Source organism: Clostridium weizhouense (genome assembly GCF_019431045.1).
GTDB lineage: Bacteria > Bacillota > Clostridia > Clostridiales > Clostridiaceae > Clostridium > Clostridium weizhouense.
In genome coordinates, this window is the sequence record NZ_JAHXPT010000003.1 from 330,290 (window position 1) to 347,626 (window position 17,337).

Below are 17,337 nucleotides of genomic sequence, written 5' to 3' on the forward strand. Positions count from 1 at the left end.
TTTATTATAAAATTACAATCTTACAAAAAAATAAATAAGCTATCTAAAATTTATAAAAATGTTTTAGATAGCTTGTCTTAAATTGTTTTTTATTTATTATTCTCTAATAGAAATCTTATAACTACAACTAAATTCTTTATTTACACTAAGCGAAACAGTTCCTTCTCTATCTTTAAATTCCCCATTAAAATCTTTATAATCAGCATGTCCAAACCAAGGTTCTATACATAAAAATGGTGCACCAGTTTCTGGAGCCCATATCCCCAAGTATGGAAATCCTTCAAAATTTACTGTTAAAGATTTAGTCTTATTTCTTGATTCTATAGTTATCTCATTAGATTTTAAATCATCAAAAACTAAAACTCCCTCTTCAAACAATTTTTTTGATAAACAAATAGTATCCGAATTATTTAAATACTCTTTTCTTTCATGTAAAAAATAGCTTTCTTCTGTAACTAACATAGTTGAGCTATTTTCTATTTTATTAAATTTAAGATAGTAATCTTCTAATTTTTCATTTTTTTCAATAGGGCACATTAATGCTGGATGACCTCCTATTGAAAAATATATTTCTTTATCATCTAAATTTGCAACTTTAAATGTTACATCCACAGTATTTTCTTCAATAGTATAAGTAACATTTAAAACAAACTTATAAGGATATATTTTAAGAGAATCCTCTGAATACTTTAGTTCAAAAGTAATAGAATTTTCTGTTTGTGATATTAAAGTAAAATCAGATATCCTAGCTAATCCATGAGCTGGTATTTCATATATTTTTCCATCAACTTTATATTTTAAATCAAGTGCTTTTCCTACTACAGGAAATAAAATTGGTGAATGGTATTTCCAATATTCAGGATTACCATCCCAAAGATATTCAGTATTTTCTTTTTTACCTGTTAAAGAGTGTAGTTCTCCTCCATGAGTACTAGCTGTAATTTTTATTTTCGAGTTTTCTAGAGAATAAATCATAAATAACGTCCTTTCATTTCTATATAATATATAATCTTTTCTTATCTTTCTATATAAGTTAATATTTTATAAATTATAAAAATAATTACTTAAAAAGCTTGTCTACTTTAATTTATCTAAACTATTATAAATTTAGATACATCCTTTACATTATATATTCTTTTAATATATATTTCTATATATTTATAATATTGTATTGACAAATATCTATAATACTAAAATAAAGTTATATAATAATATTATTAAACTTTAAATAAGTTTATTTCTTAAATTTATCTAAAAAGAAAAACAGAACCCCATTGTTAATTAATATAACAAAAGAGTTCTATTTTTTGATTTTAAATCCTAACTTTAAATAAAGTTTGTAAAATTCGCTCTATTTTTGATTTGTTATTTGTATTAATTTTACTCCTACTTGAGGAGGAATAGATTTAGTCATAGCTTCATTAAGTACCATAAAAACAGTATCACCTTTTTCAATTTTAAGTTCCTTAATATTAACTTTTTCATATTTATTATTCTTTTTCATATTTAAGCATTCATCTGGCATAAGCATTGTGTTTTCACCAATAATACCAATAATCTCTTCTTTATAAACCTTACACCCTTTAATATATCCTTTAACTCTCACTCTTAAAATATTATCCTTTTCAACCTTTTGTACTTCTTGAACTTCCCCCATAAAAAGAACATCTTTATCTTTTTCACCAAAAGCAAAAGCTGGCATACTGAAAAACATTAAAAATAGTACTAAAATTGCCAATACTTTATTATGTCTCATAAGTTTCTCCTTTCTTTTATATAATCAATCTTATTTAATATACAGTTATTATTTGATAATAAATTGATTATATACTATGTAAGATTTCTAACTTTGTATTACTCTAGATTATTTATTAATGTTTTTTCAAAAGCTATTCTCTCACTTTTATCTTCTAAATAAATTATTCCACAATACTTAAATCCATTTTTCTTAAGCATTTTTTGCATAGATACGTTATCTTTATGTGTATCTATTCTAATACTATGTATATTTTTATTTAAACAAATTTTTTCTATGTTTTCTATAATTAACTTTGCTATCCCTAGACCTTTATAATTATCATCAATAGCAATTCTATGAACAACTGCATATTTATTATCACTTACCCATGCTCCCTGATAAATATATTCATAAGTCTTTTCTCCATCAAAAGAAAGCATTGCAGTTCCAATAATATTATTATCTTTTAACAAAACATAACTATTCTTATTAGAAATGTCCTCTCTTATTGTTTCAATATTAGGATAGTTATTTTGCCACTGGTCAATTCCTTTTTTACCAAAATACTCTTGTGCCTTCTTAATAATATTAATTATACTGTTGATATCCGATTCTACTGATTTTCTAAATTCCATTTAATACTCCTTTTTAAAAATATATTTATATTATCAAAGTTATTACCTATAATTTTTTAGTTGTTTATATTTAAATAATGAAATTTACTAAATAAACTTTTCATTAAAATACTATTTCCTTTATTATAAATGTATATTAATTCATATTTTAAAGTTCCTACTAGAATATTTTTTGTATATTAAAATAATTATTAGTAAAATATTCCCTCAGAACTTTTAAAATACAACTCTTTATTACTTAAGTCTTTATTAACTTAAGTAATAATTTTAATAAAATCTATTCATCTTACTTTGTGCCAAAAGCTGTGATACTCCTGTTTTTTCCCATTCTTCAACCTGCTCAATAGCTTCTTGTGGATTTTTTCCTAGTCCCACAAGCACACCTGATAGAATAAATTCTTGGTATAGATGTTCAGGATTAATTCCTGCCTTAGCTTCTGCTAATGCACGATTAACCAGTGGTGTAATATATCTAACCCAATCATCAGGTGTAAATTTAGATTTATCTTGCATTTCACTTCTACTTATTCTATTATTTTCTTTAAGTATTCCAACTTTAGGTAAAGTACTTAAAAATTTAGGCATTCCATGACATGATTTAAATTGTTCTGTTAAATCTTTTCCTGATGTAAGACCAAAATGTTCTCCATTATCCCAAACTGATTTTCCACTCACATCATAAACTATACCTTCTATTGCAACATATGCAGGATTACCATTTTTCCCGTTGTATTGTGCTAATTCTTCTAATGTAAATTCTCTTTCTTGCCTATAACCATCTCCAATAAGCTCTCTAATGGTTCTGACGTCAAAATATATAGACATGTCTACTCCTTAAATATTTTTATCTATGATTATTATAGTTTAAGATTATTAAATTAGGAACTATTTTAAATTTTAATTTAATAGATTATAGAAAAAGCTTACTAGATTAAAATATTTTTAACGATTAAATTTAACCCTTTTTAAGTATATTAATAGTAAAACTACTATAATTATTAAATTTACTCCATAAGATAAAAATTTAAGAGCACTAAAAAAGCTTGTTACTTCTGTAATTCCATTTAAAGAACTTGGAAATCTTCTTAGCATAATAAAAACTCCTATGTTTTCCAAATAATCAAATAGAGTTACAGTAAAGAAAGGCAAAATGCATAAATATTTAAATTTTTCTCCATTAAATACTTTCTTTATTAATGACGCTATTATTATACAGAATGTAAATCCAACTAAAATAGGAAAAATAACATCTCCTAACTGCACAATATTATAATACTTTATTCCCTTATCACCATAACTTGAAATAATCTTATAAGCTTCATCACCATTAAGACCAACATAAGTATCTAATACTTTAGCCCCTTCTGTTACTTGTCCAAACTTAGCTATTAACTTATTAAAAACAAAAATTGTATACATTGCTGTAATAATTATAGTTATTATTACAGTTTTTAGAGTTGCTATCTTTAATAAAAAATCACTAATTCTCTTCATATTAACACGCCTCTTATTTTCATTAAATTATTTTCTAGTTTAGTACTAATAGTTTTCAATAGATATTAATTTTATATTATTAAAAGTAATTACTTTGTAATATTTATCTTAACTTCTTACTTATTATAAAATACTATCTTATTAATTATATTACATTATTATCCTATAAATAAGAAATTATTTAAAAAGAAAACACCTTCTATATTAAAGAAAGTGTTTATACTAAAAAAAATTACTCAAAGCTTAAAGATTATTTCAAATATTCTTTTTTAAATTCTAAATAACCATTTTTTCTTAAGTTACAAGCTGGACATTCTCCACAACCATTACCTATTATTCCATTATAACAAGTTAGGGTTTCTTCTTTCACTATTTTAAGTGCACCTAAATCATCTGCCATCTTCCAAGTTTCTGCCTTATTAATCCACATTAATGGAGTAAGAATTTCAAATTGATAATCCATAGCTAAATTTAATGTAACATTTAAAGATTTTATAAATACATCTCTGCAATCTGGATATCCACTAAAATCACTTTGAGATACTCCTGTTATAATAGTGTTTATTTCTCTTTGTTTTGCAAATACCGCTACAAAAGTTAAAAATAGCATATTCCTACCATCTACAAATGAATTAGGGACCCCCTCTTTAGGCGCATCTTTATCAACATTTATATCTTGTCTAGTTAATGAATTAGGTGCTAATTGATTTAATAAGTTTAAATCTAAAATATGATGTTCTACACCATACTTTTTACATATATCTCTTGCACATTCTAATTCTAACTTATGTTTTTGATTATAATCAAAAGAAACTGCTATAACTTCTTTAAATCTTTTTTTTGCCCAAAATAAACAAGTTGTGCTATCTTGACCACCACTAAATACTACTATTGCTTTTTCTTTATTCATTTATTATTACACCGTCCTTAATTTGTAGTTTAATCTTAACTACAGTTATTTATATTATTAAACATATTCTAAAATAGTGTTGATATTTTGGTATAAAGATAATAACTTTGTTTACACTAAAATATCAACATTTGCTTAAAATACATTCTTATTGTCTATAAAGCATCATTAATTTATTATTTAAAATTGGATCAGTATTAAATCTTCCTCTTAAAGTAGTTGATATTGTTTTAGCACCTGGCTTTTGTATTCCTCTAGTAGTCATACAACCATGTTCTCCTTCTATAATAACCGCTACATCCTCTGATTCAGTAACTTTTTGAAGTATTTCAGCTATATCTGTGCCTATTCTTTCTTGAAGCTGTAATCTGCGCCCTACCATATCAGCTATTCTTGCTATTTTACTTAATCCAATAACTTTTTTATTTGGTATATATGCTATTGCAACTTTCATATTATACATAAGTGCTAAATGATGTTCACAATGACTAAATATTTCTATATCTTTCATAAAAACTATATCATTATTATTCTCTTTTATAATTAAATCATCTTCAAAAGTAGTGTTAAACATAGTTGCAATTTGATCATTGTTATAGCACATGCCTTGAAATATTTCTTCATACATTTTAGCCACACGTTTAGGAGTATCTTTTAATCCTTCCCTATCAGGATTATCTCCTAAAGCTATTAAAATTCCTCTTATATGTTCCTCAATTGCTTTTACATCAATCTCCATTTTATACACCTCTCTTGCTTGGTTCCCATATAACCTTATGAAGTTGTATTTGTAAATTAACTTTGTTCATATTATTTTCTTTCATAAATTCTACTATATCATTCATATTGATTTTTCCGAACACAGGACTAATATATACACTAGTTTTATCTACAAGGTTATAAGTATCTATTATATATTTTGCTTTTTGTAAATCTTCAATACTACCTGATACAAATTTCACTGTATCCTTGTGGGTTAAATATTTAAAATTCTCTAATTCCATTTTATCTTCCATATTACTTGAAGGAAGTTTATAATCCATAGTAAAACTTGGTGGATTTTCCATAGTTGAAAGCTTATCTATTAACACACTTCCGTTAGTTTCTATTTCAACATGAAGTTCTTTATCTTTTGATAATAGCTCTAAAAGTTCTATTATTCCTTGTTGAAGAAGTGGTTCTCCTCCAGTTAAAGTTATATTTCTAACTTTTGTTGATTTAATATATTCATATATTTCCTCAGAAGACATTAATTCATAAGAAACATTTTTTTCATTTGCCCATGTTGTATCACAATAGCTACAATTTAAATTACATCCTGCAAATCTTATAAATACTGCTAATTGTCCACAAAGACGTCCTTCTCCATTAATACTCACAAATTTCTCTACCACTTTAAAATTCACTTTAACATCTCTCGCTTTCTTCATATACAGCACTATTAGTTGGTGTTTCATAAACCCTAGCTCTTTTTACGTTATATCCTTTATCTTTCATTATTTTAAAGAAAAATGCTGCAAAATTTTCAGCTGTTGGTCTAAAATTTACCTCTATCACTCTAAAACCATCTTGTTTTATACAATTTAAAGTTTCTTCTCTCATAGTATTTTCTTGTATAATAAGTGCGTGATCATAATAATCTACCATTTCTTTAACATCTTTTTTTAAATCTCCAAAATCTATAACCATGCCATCAAGTTGGCCACCTTTTACTAAAGTTTCTCCTTGTATTTCAATTTCTACTTTCCATCTATGTCCATGAATATTTCCACATTTCCCTTCATATCCAGCAAGAAAATGTGCACTATCAAAGCTATGTTCTGCTTTTAAAATATACATAATTACTTCCTCCAATAACTTATTTAATATTTTTTCAAATCTATGTTTTAAGTTAATGTTGATATTGTAGTATAAGGGCGAAATGACATTGAAATTTGCTTTTTTAGAACTCTTAAGTGAGAGTCAAAATTTTATATTTTGATACTCGAACTTACTCAGTGAATGTACATGAGTCGAGTTTCCTTTTAGTATTACAATTAATTGCTTGTCAAAAGTGAGAATCCAAATTTTATATTTGGTTCTTCAAACTTTCACAGAGTACAATCTTTGATTGGGAGCATGCATTAATTGGACGAAGCTTTATTTTAGAGTTCTTAAAGTAAATTTCTCTGTCTATGAGCTTTATACTACAATATCAACACGTTTTTAACATAGTACCTTACTTCCATAATAGCAACATCCAATTGCTCCATTAAACTGTGGTTCTTTTACTTCTATTATTTCTTCATAATCATTTTGTAGATATTTTTTTATTGAAGAGTTAGTTGCAACACCACCAGTTAAAATTAATTTTTTTCCTCTGAATTTACTTAAAAGAGGACGTAATCTTTTGTAAAGAGAATAATTAACTCCCGCACATAATCTTTCTATACTTACTCCCTCAGCTATCTTTCCTATTAACTCTGATTCAGAAAATACTGCACAAGTTGAATTTAAATCAACAGGATCTTCTGAGTATTTACTCATTTCATCAATAGATATTTCAAGTACATTAGCCATATTTTCTAAGTATCTTCCACAAGAAGCAGCACATTTTTCATTAAGCTCTAAATCTCCAATAATACCTTTTTCTACTTTAACTACTTTAACATCCTGCCCTCCTATATCTAAAAGAATAAAATCTTTTAATTCAGTTTGATAAACAGCGCCATAAATGTGAGCTTTTAATTCATTTATAGGAGTAAACAGTTTTAAATCCGTATTGTTTTTTCCATATCCAGTTGAAACAGCTTTATCTATTTTTCCTATATTTAATTTTTCTAAATCAACTACTACTTTTCCATCAAAACTGCAATAATCTCTATAAAAACTCATTGTACTTATTTTTTTCTTTTTTATTATCTTGTTATCTTCCATTAGGACGATTTTAACTTCTCTACTTCCAAGATCTATTCCTAATATTCTCATTTTTTAATCTCCTTTAAATCCAATAGCATATCAAGAAAAGCTTCTAATCTAAGTTTTGTCCTTGCATCTAATGTATTTAATTTATCCCCTTCAATATTTAATATTGGAATGTCTAACTCACTTTTTAATACTATATCCTCAACTGCTCTATGACAAAAAGCTTGAGTATAATGAATTATTCCATCTAATTCTCTCTCTTTAATTTGTTTCTTTAATTCTTTAACTCTAAATTCATTATCATAAGGATAAGTATAATCATAATATTGCTCAAATATATCTGATGCTTTTTCTGCTCTCGGAAAAGCAAATTCCCTTTGTACTTCATTGTATACAAAATGAGAATTTAAATTTTCAACAAACTCATATATATCACCAGTCATAGGGGGAACACCAATATACCCAAGTCTTAGTTTTTTATTTAAAGGTTCTCTTTTCTTTATATCTTCAATAGCATTCTTTAAATCTTTCTCAAAAAGATTTATGTCTCCGTTAAAATCACTTAAACTTACTTGGTATAAATGATTTTCAAATCCACTAGCTTTATTATGTACATATGTCAATTCATCAATTTCTTTTGATAATTTTCTAGTTTCATTTAGCCTTTTTCTAACCTTTTCAACCTCTTCATAAGTTACATTAAATATAGTCATAAACTTTCTTATTTCATTTTCTATATCTTCTTTTTTATGACTATGTGGAAATGAAAATGGATAAACCTTAATTCCTTTTAACTTAAGTACTTCAATAAGAACCTTAGTATTAGAACAATCTCCTTCCATAACTCCAACTATCTCTTTAATGTCGTTTTCTATACATGCTCCATAAATCCCCTTTATCCAAGCACATAAACTTTTAGGAAAACCGTCTCTTTCAGCTATATCTATATATTTAGCATAATCAGTAGAAGTTATAAACAGATTATTTAAATCTACAGGTGTATATCCTGCTGCAATAAGAACCTCCACTGGAACTGTTGTTGTTAATCCTATTTTTTTCATAATCAATACCTCCTTACATTGGTAAAGAGCGAAAATTATATCTTAATTAACCATTTTTTTGCAAATAAAAAAAGGGCAAAACCACCCTTAAACAAAAAACTACCTATTACGGGTAGTTAAGCCCTAGTTTTGTTTATAGACAGGATGGTACACGAACTGTCTCTACCATTATTCAATATATCTAAATTTTACTATATACTTTTTTGTAAGTCAAATTTATTGTAATTTTTTATAACACCTAAGAATAAATATTATTTACAAGACCTATACTATGTTTATAAATTACTAGAACTTGTTATAGAATGTTACTATAAATAAACTTTTTATAAATTCTATATATAAGGAGACTACTTAAGTATGAAAATCTTGTTAATAAAAATAACTTTAAGAGCTAGTTGGGTTCACTCTTTAAAAGAAAAAAGAATGGTTGTTAAAAGTTTAATTCAAAGATTAAAAAATAAATTTAATGTATCTGTTGCAGAAGTTGATAACCAAGATGTCCATCAAACTATTGTAATCGGACTTGCAGGTATTTGTAGTACAAATGCACAAATAGATTCTACTTTTGAAAATATATTAAATTTTATAGAAATTAATACTGATGCTGAGATCATAAATATAGAAAGTGATAAAGATATATTTTAATATATTGGTTTTTTTAAGTTTAAATTATAAATTTCTTTAATATTTTATACCTAATTATTGCATAATACAATATATACGTTATATTACTATTTGTAAAAATAAAGGAGGATACAAATGTTAAGTGAAAAATTATTATTAAAACTTAATGATCAGGTCAACTTTGAATTTTATTCATCTTACACTTACTTATCTATGGCTGCTTATGCTGAATCAATAGATTTAAGTGGCTTTGCAAATTTTTTTAGAGTTCAAGCTCAAGAAGAATTATTTCATGCAATGAAATTATATGATTATATATTTCAAAAAAATGGTGTAGTTAAATTAAGTGAAATTCCTAAGCCTTTCTCAGATTATACAAGTATTACCCATTTATTTGAGGAAGGTTACAAACATGAGCAATTAGTAACTAAAAAAATTTATGAAATAACTGATATTGCTCTTGAGGAAAAAGAACATGCTACAATGAGTTTGCTTAAATGGTTTATTGATGAACAAGTAGAGGAAGAAAATAATTTCTTAACCATTTTAAAGAAAGTTAAAAGATTTGAAGGCAACTCTACTAACATATATATGTTAGATGAAGAACTTGCAAAAAGGATTTTTACACCTCCAACTACTACTGCTTAGTTTAATAGATAGTACTCTTTTAAAATAGAAGGCTACACTAAAAAATTTAGTTTTTGCCTTCTTATTTTATTTTGCATTAAAAATCTACTAAAACATATATACAATATATTTTTATAGATTATAAATACAACCAATATTATTATATAAAATCAAAATGCTTTTCTTTATGCACCTATTAGTTCTTTTACAAAGTTTGTTCTAGGATTTTCTTTTATTTCAGTTGGGGTACCAACTTGTATTTTTCTTCCCTTATCCATCACAAGAACTCTAGTTCCAAGCTTTAATGCTTCTTTAATATCATGAGTAATAAATACAATTGTCACATTAAGTTCATTATAAATACGTAATATTTCTTCTTGCAATAGTTTTCTAGTTATTTCATCGACTGCACCAAATGGCTCATCCATAAGTAATATATCTGGTGAAGCAGCTAAAGCTCTTGCAATACCAACTCTCTGACGTTGTCCGCCTGAAAGTTCACTTGGATAACGTTCTAACATCTCTTCAGTTAACCCAACAATTTTCATTAAATTTTTAACTTTAGATAATATTGCACTTTTATCATCTTTCTTTATTAAATTTGGTACATACGATATATTTTTTCTTATATTCATATGTGGAAATAATCCAACCCCTTGAATAACATAACCAATGCTTCTTCTTAATAGAATTTGATTTATTTTAGATATGTCTTCTCCATTTACATATACTCTTCCCCTATCTGGTTTAAGTAATCCGTTAATAAGCTTTAATACTGTTGTTTTTCCACAACCTGAGCTTCCTATTATAGTTAAAAACTCACCTTTATTTATACTTAAATTAAAATCATTTAATATGAGATTATTACCATATCCTTTTGAAATATCTTCAAGTTTTATAATCTGTTGATTTTCCATAAATTCTTCTCCTTTTGATATTATTGTTTTAATAATCCCTTATTAATTAAAAATTCTTTTGCAACCTCTCTTTCGTTATATCCATCCTCATCTACTTTATTATTTAATTCAGCCATTTCTTTATCAGTTAAAATATTTTCCATTTTCATTAAAACATCTTCTAGTTCAGGATGTTCTTTAAGTATATCTTTACGTATAACAGTTCCACAATAATATGTGTTGTAGAAATTTTTATCATCCTTAAGCATCATAACATCAGAATTAGCAAGTTGTCCATCTGTTGTAAATACATTCATCACATCTATTTCTTTAGAATTTATAGCTTTATACTTAAGTCCAATATCCATATCACATGACTTTTTAAATTTTAATCCATAAGTAGAACATAATGCATCAAATCCATCTTCTCTTTCATAGAAATCATATTCACCTCCAAATGTAAGCTCTGGTGAATATGCTAAAAGGTCAGAATAAGTCTTGATATTATATTTTTCTGCAATATCTTTTCTTATTGCCAATCCATAAGTATTATTAAATCCATATAATCCTATCCACTTTAAATTATATTGACTCTCATATTTTTCTATCAGATTTTTATACAATGTTTTATCATCTGGAATTCCTTCTTCTTTTAGTACAAAACTCCAAGCAGTCCCTGTATATTCTGGATAAAGATCAAAATCACTTTTTATAATAGCAGGATGTATATTACTTGTTCCTCCACCTACACCCTTAGTTAATTCCACATTTAAGTTAGTATTATTCTCAATAAGTAATGATAGCATCTCTCCTAAAATAAATTGTTCAGTCATTGGCTTAGTAGCTATCTTAATAGTTGAATTTTTATTTGAGCATCCTAATATTGAAATTGCCAAAATAAACATTATCAATATAGAAACCTTTTTATAATGTTTTTTAAAATTTTTCATTATATTAACTTCCATCTCCTCTTAATTATTTTTTCGATACTTCCAATAATAAAATCAGCTACTAATGCTAACAAAGCTATTAATAAACTTCCTGCAATTGTCATAGGAGTATTATTAGTAGTTATTCCTCTATAAATAGACACACCAAGTCCACCCGCTCCAATAAAAGAAGCAATACCTGCAAGTGCAATTGTCATAACTACCATATTTCTAAGTCCTGATAAAATTACTGTAGTAGCCAAAGGGAGTTTCACTTTATATAATATTTCAAAAGATGTGCTTCCCATCCCTTTAGCTGATTCAATTATTGAATAGTCTATATTATCTATACCAGTATATGTATTTCTAACCATTGGTAATAATGCATATATTGTAAGCGCTATTATAGCTGTTGTATTTCCTATCCCTGAAAAAGGAATTAAAAAGCCAAGAAGTGATATTGATGGAATTGTATAAACAAAATTTATTATACCGAGAATAACTGGTGATGTCTTTTTATGCTCACTAATTAAAATTCCTAATAATAATCCTAATATTCCTGCTATTAATATTGAAATTCCTGAAATTTTTAAATGTTCGATTATTAGCTTTAAGAAAAAATCCCACCTAGAAATATATAACTTGAATACTTCTTTTATCATTTAAACCTCCAAAACTTCTTTTCAGTATAAATTCTCTTTTTCACTAATTGTAAGTACAATTAGGCTAAATAAAGATTTATTACTATATTATTCTTATAAAATAAAAAAATTCCCTAAAATCATTTTTAGAGAATTAATATGTTTCTTTAAGACTTATATATATTTCATACTATAGTACACTTTTTACTTAATAAAAAATAGATAGCTGAAACAAAAATTGAAACTATTAATAATTCTATATTTTTTATATAAAAAGGATAAGATATAAATAAACATTAAAGTATGTTTTTAAGTATCAATATCAACCGAAAACATTCCCAGTTAAAAAAGTTCTTTATTAAATATATTTAATCTTTAATATTTAATAAAGAACTTTCTAGAAAGGATTAGATTTATAATGAATAATAAAAATAAAGTAACTATTGGAATGGCAATATTATTTGAAATAGTATTAATAATTACAGCTATTTCAAATATTTTATCAAAGCAATGGAATAATTTACTTTTATCAATCCTAGCAATTATATGTATCATTCTTCCTTTTATTATTACTTACATTGCACATAAAAAAAATATAATTCTTCCTTCTAGTTTTAATATAATAGCTTTATTATTTATTTTTCTTTCAATATACTTTGGAGAAATTAGAAAATTTTATAGAATTTTATGGTGGTGGGATATATTTCTTCATTCTGTATTTGGAATATATGGTGTTATTATTGCATTGCATTTAATGAAAGGAATTATTACAAAAAACAAAAGTGTTACACAAAAAAGATTTGGTATTTTAATTGTAATTTTTGCATTTACTTTTTCAATTTCTTTAGGAACTTTATGGGAGATATTTGAATTCTTAGGTTCTTATCTTTTTAAAGTAGATATGCTTGCTGGTGGCTTTGAAGATACGATGTTAGACCTTATTGTAAAAAGTTTATGTGCCTTTATTACTTCAATGATATGTTATTATCGTGACTTTAAAACAGAAAAATAAATTTTCCTTATAAAATAGAGGCAATCACAAAATACAACATCTTTTATGATTGTCTCTATAAATAACTATTTTTTATTATAAAATATAACTTCTATTTAAATAATTTAATAATTATAGGTTTACCTGATAATTTAATTTTCCCATCATTTACTTGTAATTCAGAATTATCAATTAAATTAAGATATTTTCCATCCTGAAGTTCAACTGATATATTAGGTTTTTTTCCTCTTATACTAAATATTCCAATAACTTTTTCATCTTCTGTTTCGTATTTTCCAATGATAATATCTTGATCATTATCACATTCTAATGTATAATCTCCCTCTATAAAAATTTGATCTTTCTTTATTTTATAAAGACATTGCATTAATTCTGAAATATCATATCCTGTATTCCAATTAACCTTATCAATTTCAAATAAATTTGGTCTAATAACATTCTCTTTTTCTTGACCTGCATAAATAAGAGTTGTACCCTTTTGAAAATATAAAAATGCTGTTATATTCTTTAGTTGTTCTTCATCTTTAATTCTACTTTTTATTCTAGGTTGATCATGATTTTCTAAAAATCTTAATTTAATATAATTAGTTGGATAAATGCAATCTTGAAAATTAAGTATATCAATATAATTACTTAAGCTAATTTTACCATCAATATATTTATTAAAGAAACCAAGTATATCATAATCATACGTAATATCAAAAGCTTTATATATCTCACTATCTGAATGACCTACAAATCCTTGTTTCCTATTTAACTTTATATATCCTGGCTCTACTGATTCTGATAACCATATGCACTCTGGATAAAGTGAATTTATCTCTTTTCTAGCTTTTTCCCAAAATTCAATTGGAACTAAAGAGGCCACATCACATCTAAATCCATCTACTATTTCTGCCCACATTTTAAGAGTATCTATTTGATAATCCCATAGTTCTTTATTATTATAATCAAGATCTATTACATCTTCCCAATCTCCAACTTTATTTCCTAAACTTCCATCAGCTTTTTTATAAAAATATTCAATGTGATTTTTAACAAGCCATGAATCAAGAGAAGTATGATTATACACAACATCTATTATACATTTCATTCCAAGATTATGTATTTCATCAACTACTTCTTTAAAATCATCCATTGTACCATATTCCTCATTAACTTTTCTATAATCTTTTATAGAATACGGACACCCTAATGAACCTTTTTTACCTTCTACACCAATTGGATGAATAGGCATAAACCATATAATATCTGTGCCTAATTCTTTAATACGTTTTAAGTCTTTTTGAACACCTTTAAATGTACCCTCTTCACTATGATTTCGTACATAAATGCAGTAAATTATTTGATTTCTTAAATTTATATTTGTATTAATTGCCATATAAATTCCCCCTTAAATATCTCTTAATACTATAATATAATCTTGGTATTATATATTTCTTGCTCTATTTTGAACAATAATAATACAATTTTGATAATATAGGTTTATTATGAAAAATTATAATAGATTATAAATATAATAACTTAATTAGAGCATATATATTTTTTCACGATAATATTATTAATTCTGAATAATAATCTGTTATAAAAATTCAATAAAAAGATTATTACTGTAGTAAATTAATTTTTTATAAAAATATAATATTTCTATAAAAAAATTAAAATTTTAAGATAATTTTTTTATATTGTCTTGACTTATTTAACATTTTAATCCATAATTACGTATGAACTAACAAGTAGATAACTGAGATAGAGGTGCGAATTTTAATAGTAGTATTATGGAGGTAAGCTCAATGAAGTAATACGAAAGGAACTTTCGCCGAAGTAAATGGTTGATTGCTTTAATGCTATTTACTGGTCTTATGTAAAATATATATAAGACTGTCACAAATTATTTTGTGGAGAGCTATTTTCAATGGAAACTTACGATATTTACAGTATTTATTTAAATATATGGATTTCGTATTTGTGTCATGAGTGTGCTCTCATGGCATTTTTTTATTGTTTTAAGGTACATTTTAAAAAATAATCAGTCATACTTATTATTTTATTTTTACTTTATATGTACCTAAATCTTTAATATTATCTTAGTTACTTACTTATGGAGATTTTAAACCATAAGGAGGATAAAAAATGAGTCAAGAAAATCACGAATTAAAAAGGAGTCTAAAATCCAGACACTTAAACATGATAGCTATAGGTGGTTCTATAGGTACAGGAATATTTTTAGCAATGGGTGATACATTGCATGAGGCTGGACCTGGTGGAGCACTTTTAGCTTATGCACTAGTAAGTATTATGGTATATTTTTTAATAACTAGTTTAGGAGAAATGGCAACCTTTATGCCAATATCAGGTTCTTTCAGTTCATATGCCAATAAATTTATTGATCCTGCACTTGGATTTGCACTTGGTTGGAACTATTGGTATAACTGGGCTATAACAATAGCTGCTGAAATGGTTGCAGGTTCTTTAATTATGAAATATTGGTTTCCAAATGTAAATGCTTTATTCTGGAGTATATTATTTTTAGCAATAATAGTTGGTTTAAATATTTTATCTTCAAAAGCATATGGTGAATCTGAATATTGGTTTGCTGGAATTAAGGTAGTTACTGTTCTTATATTTTTAGCAATTGGTATTCTAATGATTTTAGGTATAATGGGTGGAGAAGAAATAGGATTTCATAATTACCTTTTAGCTGATGGCCCATTTCATGGAGGAATTAAATCTATATTTTCAATCTTCTTAATTGCAGGTTTTTCATTTCAAGGAACTGAACTTATAGGAGTTGCTGCTGGCGAAAGTGAAAATCCTGAAAAAACTATACCAAAGGCTATACATTCAATATTTTGGAGAATATTAATATTTTATTTAGGAACAATTGTTGTTTTAGGTGCTATAATTCCATTTACTAAAGCTGGTGTTGAGACAAGCCCATTTACAATGGTATTTGAAAAAGCTGGTATAGCTGGAGCTGCTTCATTAATGAATGCAATTATACTAACTTCTGTATTATCTGCTGGTAACTCTGGTATGTATGCATCAAGTAGAATGCTTTTTTCAATGGCTAAAGAAGGTATGGCCCCTAAGATTTTCTCTAAAACTAACAAAAGAGGTGTACCTGTAAATTCTGTAATTTTAACTACTTTAGTTGCTTCTGCTTGTTTTTTAACAGGCATATTTGCTGAAAGTACAGTTTATGTTTGGCTAGTTGCTGCATCTGGTCTTGCTGGCTTTATAGCTTGGGTGGGTATCGCTGTATGTCACTACAGATTTAGAAAAGCATTTATTCACCAAGGTAAAGATTTAAAGGATTTAAAATACAAAGCTATATTATATCCATTTGGACCTATACTAGCTTTAATAATGTGTCTAATTATAATGTTAGGTCAAGGATATTCTTGTATAAAACCTGAAGGAATTGATTGGCATGGTTTAATTGCATCTTATATAGGAATTCCTTTATTTCTTGCACTTTATATAGGTTATAAAATTAAACATAAAACTAAAATTATTCCTTTAGATGATGTTGATTTAACTTTCTCTGAAAATAATACAAATAACAATAAAGAAACTGATTCGGATGAAGTTAAACTTAACACTTTTCAATCAGCTTAATTAAATTAGTATAAAAGTATAAAAATAAAACTGAGGTTTTCTAAGTACAAGAAAACCTCAGTTTTTTATTGAATAATGAATCCTTTTTGCTACCTTATTTCAGTATTCTTAATATATTTATATTATAATTTATCCACTCTACTCTCTTATTAAAAGTTTTGTCTTAAAAAATTACACTTCATAATCATTAAGCTTTAAGTCTAATCAATAAATCCATTAATTTTAATATTTGCAACAATTAAACA

17 protein-coding genes, 1 pseudogene and 1 riboswitch are annotated in these 17,337 nt (G+C 25.9%); of the genes and pseudogenes, 4 read left to right on the forward strand and 14 right to left on the reverse strand.

The window, feature by feature from the left end; translation table 11 throughout:
• Positions 1-96: 96 nt before the first annotated feature.
• The 11 genes from KYD98_RS05955 to KYD98_RS06005 form a co-directional block, all read right to left on the reverse strand.
• Positions 97-975, reverse strand: a complete 879-nt coding sequence (locus tag KYD98_RS05955) for an aldose 1-epimerase family protein (RefSeq protein WP_219778678.1) — start codon at positions 973-975, stop codon at positions 97-99.
• Positions 976-1,351: 376 nt separating this feature from the next.
• Positions 1,352-1,756 carry a hypothetical protein gene (locus tag KYD98_RS05960; protein WP_219778679.1) on the reverse strand — a complete coding sequence of 135 codons (405 nt, stop codon included), beginning with the start codon at positions 1,754-1,756 and terminating at the stop codon, positions 1,352-1,354.
• Positions 1,757-1,854: 98 nt separating this feature from the next.
• Positions 1,855-2,373, reverse strand: a complete 519-nt coding sequence (locus KYD98_RS05965; RefSeq protein WP_219778680.1) for a GNAT family N-acetyltransferase — start codon at positions 2,371-2,373, stop codon at positions 1,855-1,857.
• Between the two features lie 267 nt (positions 2,374-2,640).
• Positions 2,641-3,198: a cytochrome b5 domain-containing protein gene (locus tag KYD98_RS05970; protein ID WP_219778681.1), complete on the reverse strand. Its 558-nt coding sequence runs from the start codon at positions 3,196-3,198 to the stop codon at positions 2,641-2,643.
• A 117-nt stretch (positions 3,199-3,315) separates the two neighbouring features.
• Positions 3,316-3,867 carry a hypothetical protein gene (locus KYD98_RS05975; RefSeq protein WP_219778682.1) on the reverse strand — a complete coding sequence of 184 codons (552 nt, stop codon included), beginning with the start codon at positions 3,865-3,867 and terminating at the stop codon, positions 3,316-3,318.
• Positions 3,868-4,117: 250 nt separating this feature from the next.
• A complete protein-coding gene (gene queC / locus KYD98_RS05980; protein ID WP_219778683.1) occupies positions 4,118-4,777 on the reverse strand; it encodes a 7-cyano-7-deazaguanine synthase QueC in 660 nt (219 codons plus the stop codon).
• Between the two features lie 148 nt (positions 4,778-4,925).
• On the reverse strand, positions 4,926-5,516 hold the full coding sequence (folE, locus tag KYD98_RS05985) for a GTP cyclohydrolase I FolE (RefSeq protein ID WP_219778684.1): 591 nt from the start codon (positions 5,514-5,516) through the stop codon (positions 4,926-4,928).
• A gap of 1 nt (position 5,517) precedes the next feature.
• Positions 5,518-6,183 (reverse strand): putative 7-carboxy-7-deazaguanine synthase QueE, encoded by a 666-nt coding sequence (gene queE / locus KYD98_RS05990; RefSeq protein ID WP_219778685.1) that lies wholly within the window; start codon positions 6,181-6,183, stop codon positions 5,518-5,520.
• 1 nt (position 6,184) lies between these two features.
• Positions 6,185-6,616 carry a 6-carboxytetrahydropterin synthase QueD gene (gene queD, locus KYD98_RS05995; RefSeq protein WP_219778686.1) on the reverse strand — a complete coding sequence of 144 codons (432 nt, stop codon included), beginning with the start codon at positions 6,614-6,616 and terminating at the stop codon, positions 6,185-6,187.
• Between the two features lie 366 nt (positions 6,617-6,982).
• Entirely contained in the window at positions 6,983-7,744 is a 762-nt protein-coding gene (locus KYD98_RS06000; protein ID WP_219778687.1) for an acyl-CoA dehydratase activase, read from the reverse strand.
• Entirely contained in the window at positions 7,741-8,742 is a 1,002-nt protein-coding gene (locus KYD98_RS06005) for a 2-hydroxyacyl-CoA dehydratase family protein (protein ID WP_219778688.1), read from the reverse strand. Before KYD98_RS06005 ends, KYD98_RS06000 begins: the two co-directional genes overlap by 4 nt.
• 357 nt (positions 8,743-9,099) lie before the next feature.
• Between KYD98_RS06005 and KYD98_RS06010 the strand changes: the two genes are divergently transcribed.
• Together KYD98_RS06010 and KYD98_RS06015 are read left to right on the forward strand one after the other, a co-directional pair.
• The gene (locus tag KYD98_RS06010) at positions 9,100-9,387 is read left to right on the forward strand and encodes a DUF503 domain-containing protein (protein ID WP_219778689.1); all 288 of its coding nucleotides are present in this window, start codon (positions 9,100-9,102) and stop codon (positions 9,385-9,387) included.
• Between the two features lie 114 nt (positions 9,388-9,501).
• Positions 9,502-10,014 carry a ferritin gene (locus tag KYD98_RS06015; protein WP_219778690.1) on the forward strand — a complete coding sequence of 171 codons (513 nt, stop codon included), beginning with the start codon at positions 9,502-9,504 and terminating at the stop codon, positions 10,012-10,014.
• A gap of 164 nt (positions 10,015-10,178) precedes the next feature.
• On the opposite strand, the gene KYD98_RS06020 is transcribed toward KYD98_RS06015, so the two are convergent.
• Both KYD98_RS06020 and KYD98_RS18565 read right to left on the reverse strand, forming a co-directional pair.
• Complete coding sequence (locus KYD98_RS06020; RefSeq protein WP_219778691.1) at positions 10,179-10,910, reverse strand: ATP-binding cassette domain-containing protein; 732 nt, start codon at positions 10,908-10,910, stop codon at positions 10,179-10,181.
• Between the two features lie 20 nt (positions 10,911-10,930).
• Positions 10,931-12,480 (reverse strand): annotated as a pseudogene (locus tag KYD98_RS18565) (ABC transporter permease/substrate-binding protein).
• A gap of 397 nt (positions 12,481-12,877) precedes the next feature.
• On the opposite strand from KYD98_RS18565, the gene KYD98_RS06030 reads away from it, so the two are divergent.
• The gene (locus KYD98_RS06030; RefSeq protein ID WP_258049664.1) at positions 12,878-13,471 is read left to right on the forward strand and encodes a DUF2238 domain-containing protein; all 594 of its coding nucleotides are present in this window, start codon (positions 12,878-12,880) and stop codon (positions 13,469-13,471) included.
• Between the two features lie 91 nt (positions 13,472-13,562).
• On the opposite strand, the gene KYD98_RS06035 is transcribed toward KYD98_RS06030, so the two are convergent.
• Complete coding sequence (locus KYD98_RS06035) at positions 13,563-14,852, reverse strand: alpha-amylase family glycosyl hydrolase (RefSeq protein ID WP_219778692.1); 1,290 nt, start codon at positions 14,850-14,852, stop codon at positions 13,563-13,565.
• Positions 14,853-15,213: 361 nt separating this feature from the next.
• A riboswitch (Lysine riboswitch) is annotated at positions 15,214-15,388 on the forward strand.
• A 216-nt stretch (positions 15,389-15,604) separates the two neighbouring features.
• Between KYD98_RS06035 and KYD98_RS06040 the strand changes: the two genes are divergently transcribed.
• Positions 15,605-17,092 carry an amino acid permease gene (locus KYD98_RS06040; protein ID WP_219778693.1) on the forward strand — a complete coding sequence of 496 codons (1,488 nt, stop codon included), beginning with the start codon at positions 15,605-15,607 and terminating at the stop codon, positions 17,090-17,092.
• Positions 17,093-17,337 lie beyond the last annotated feature (245 nt).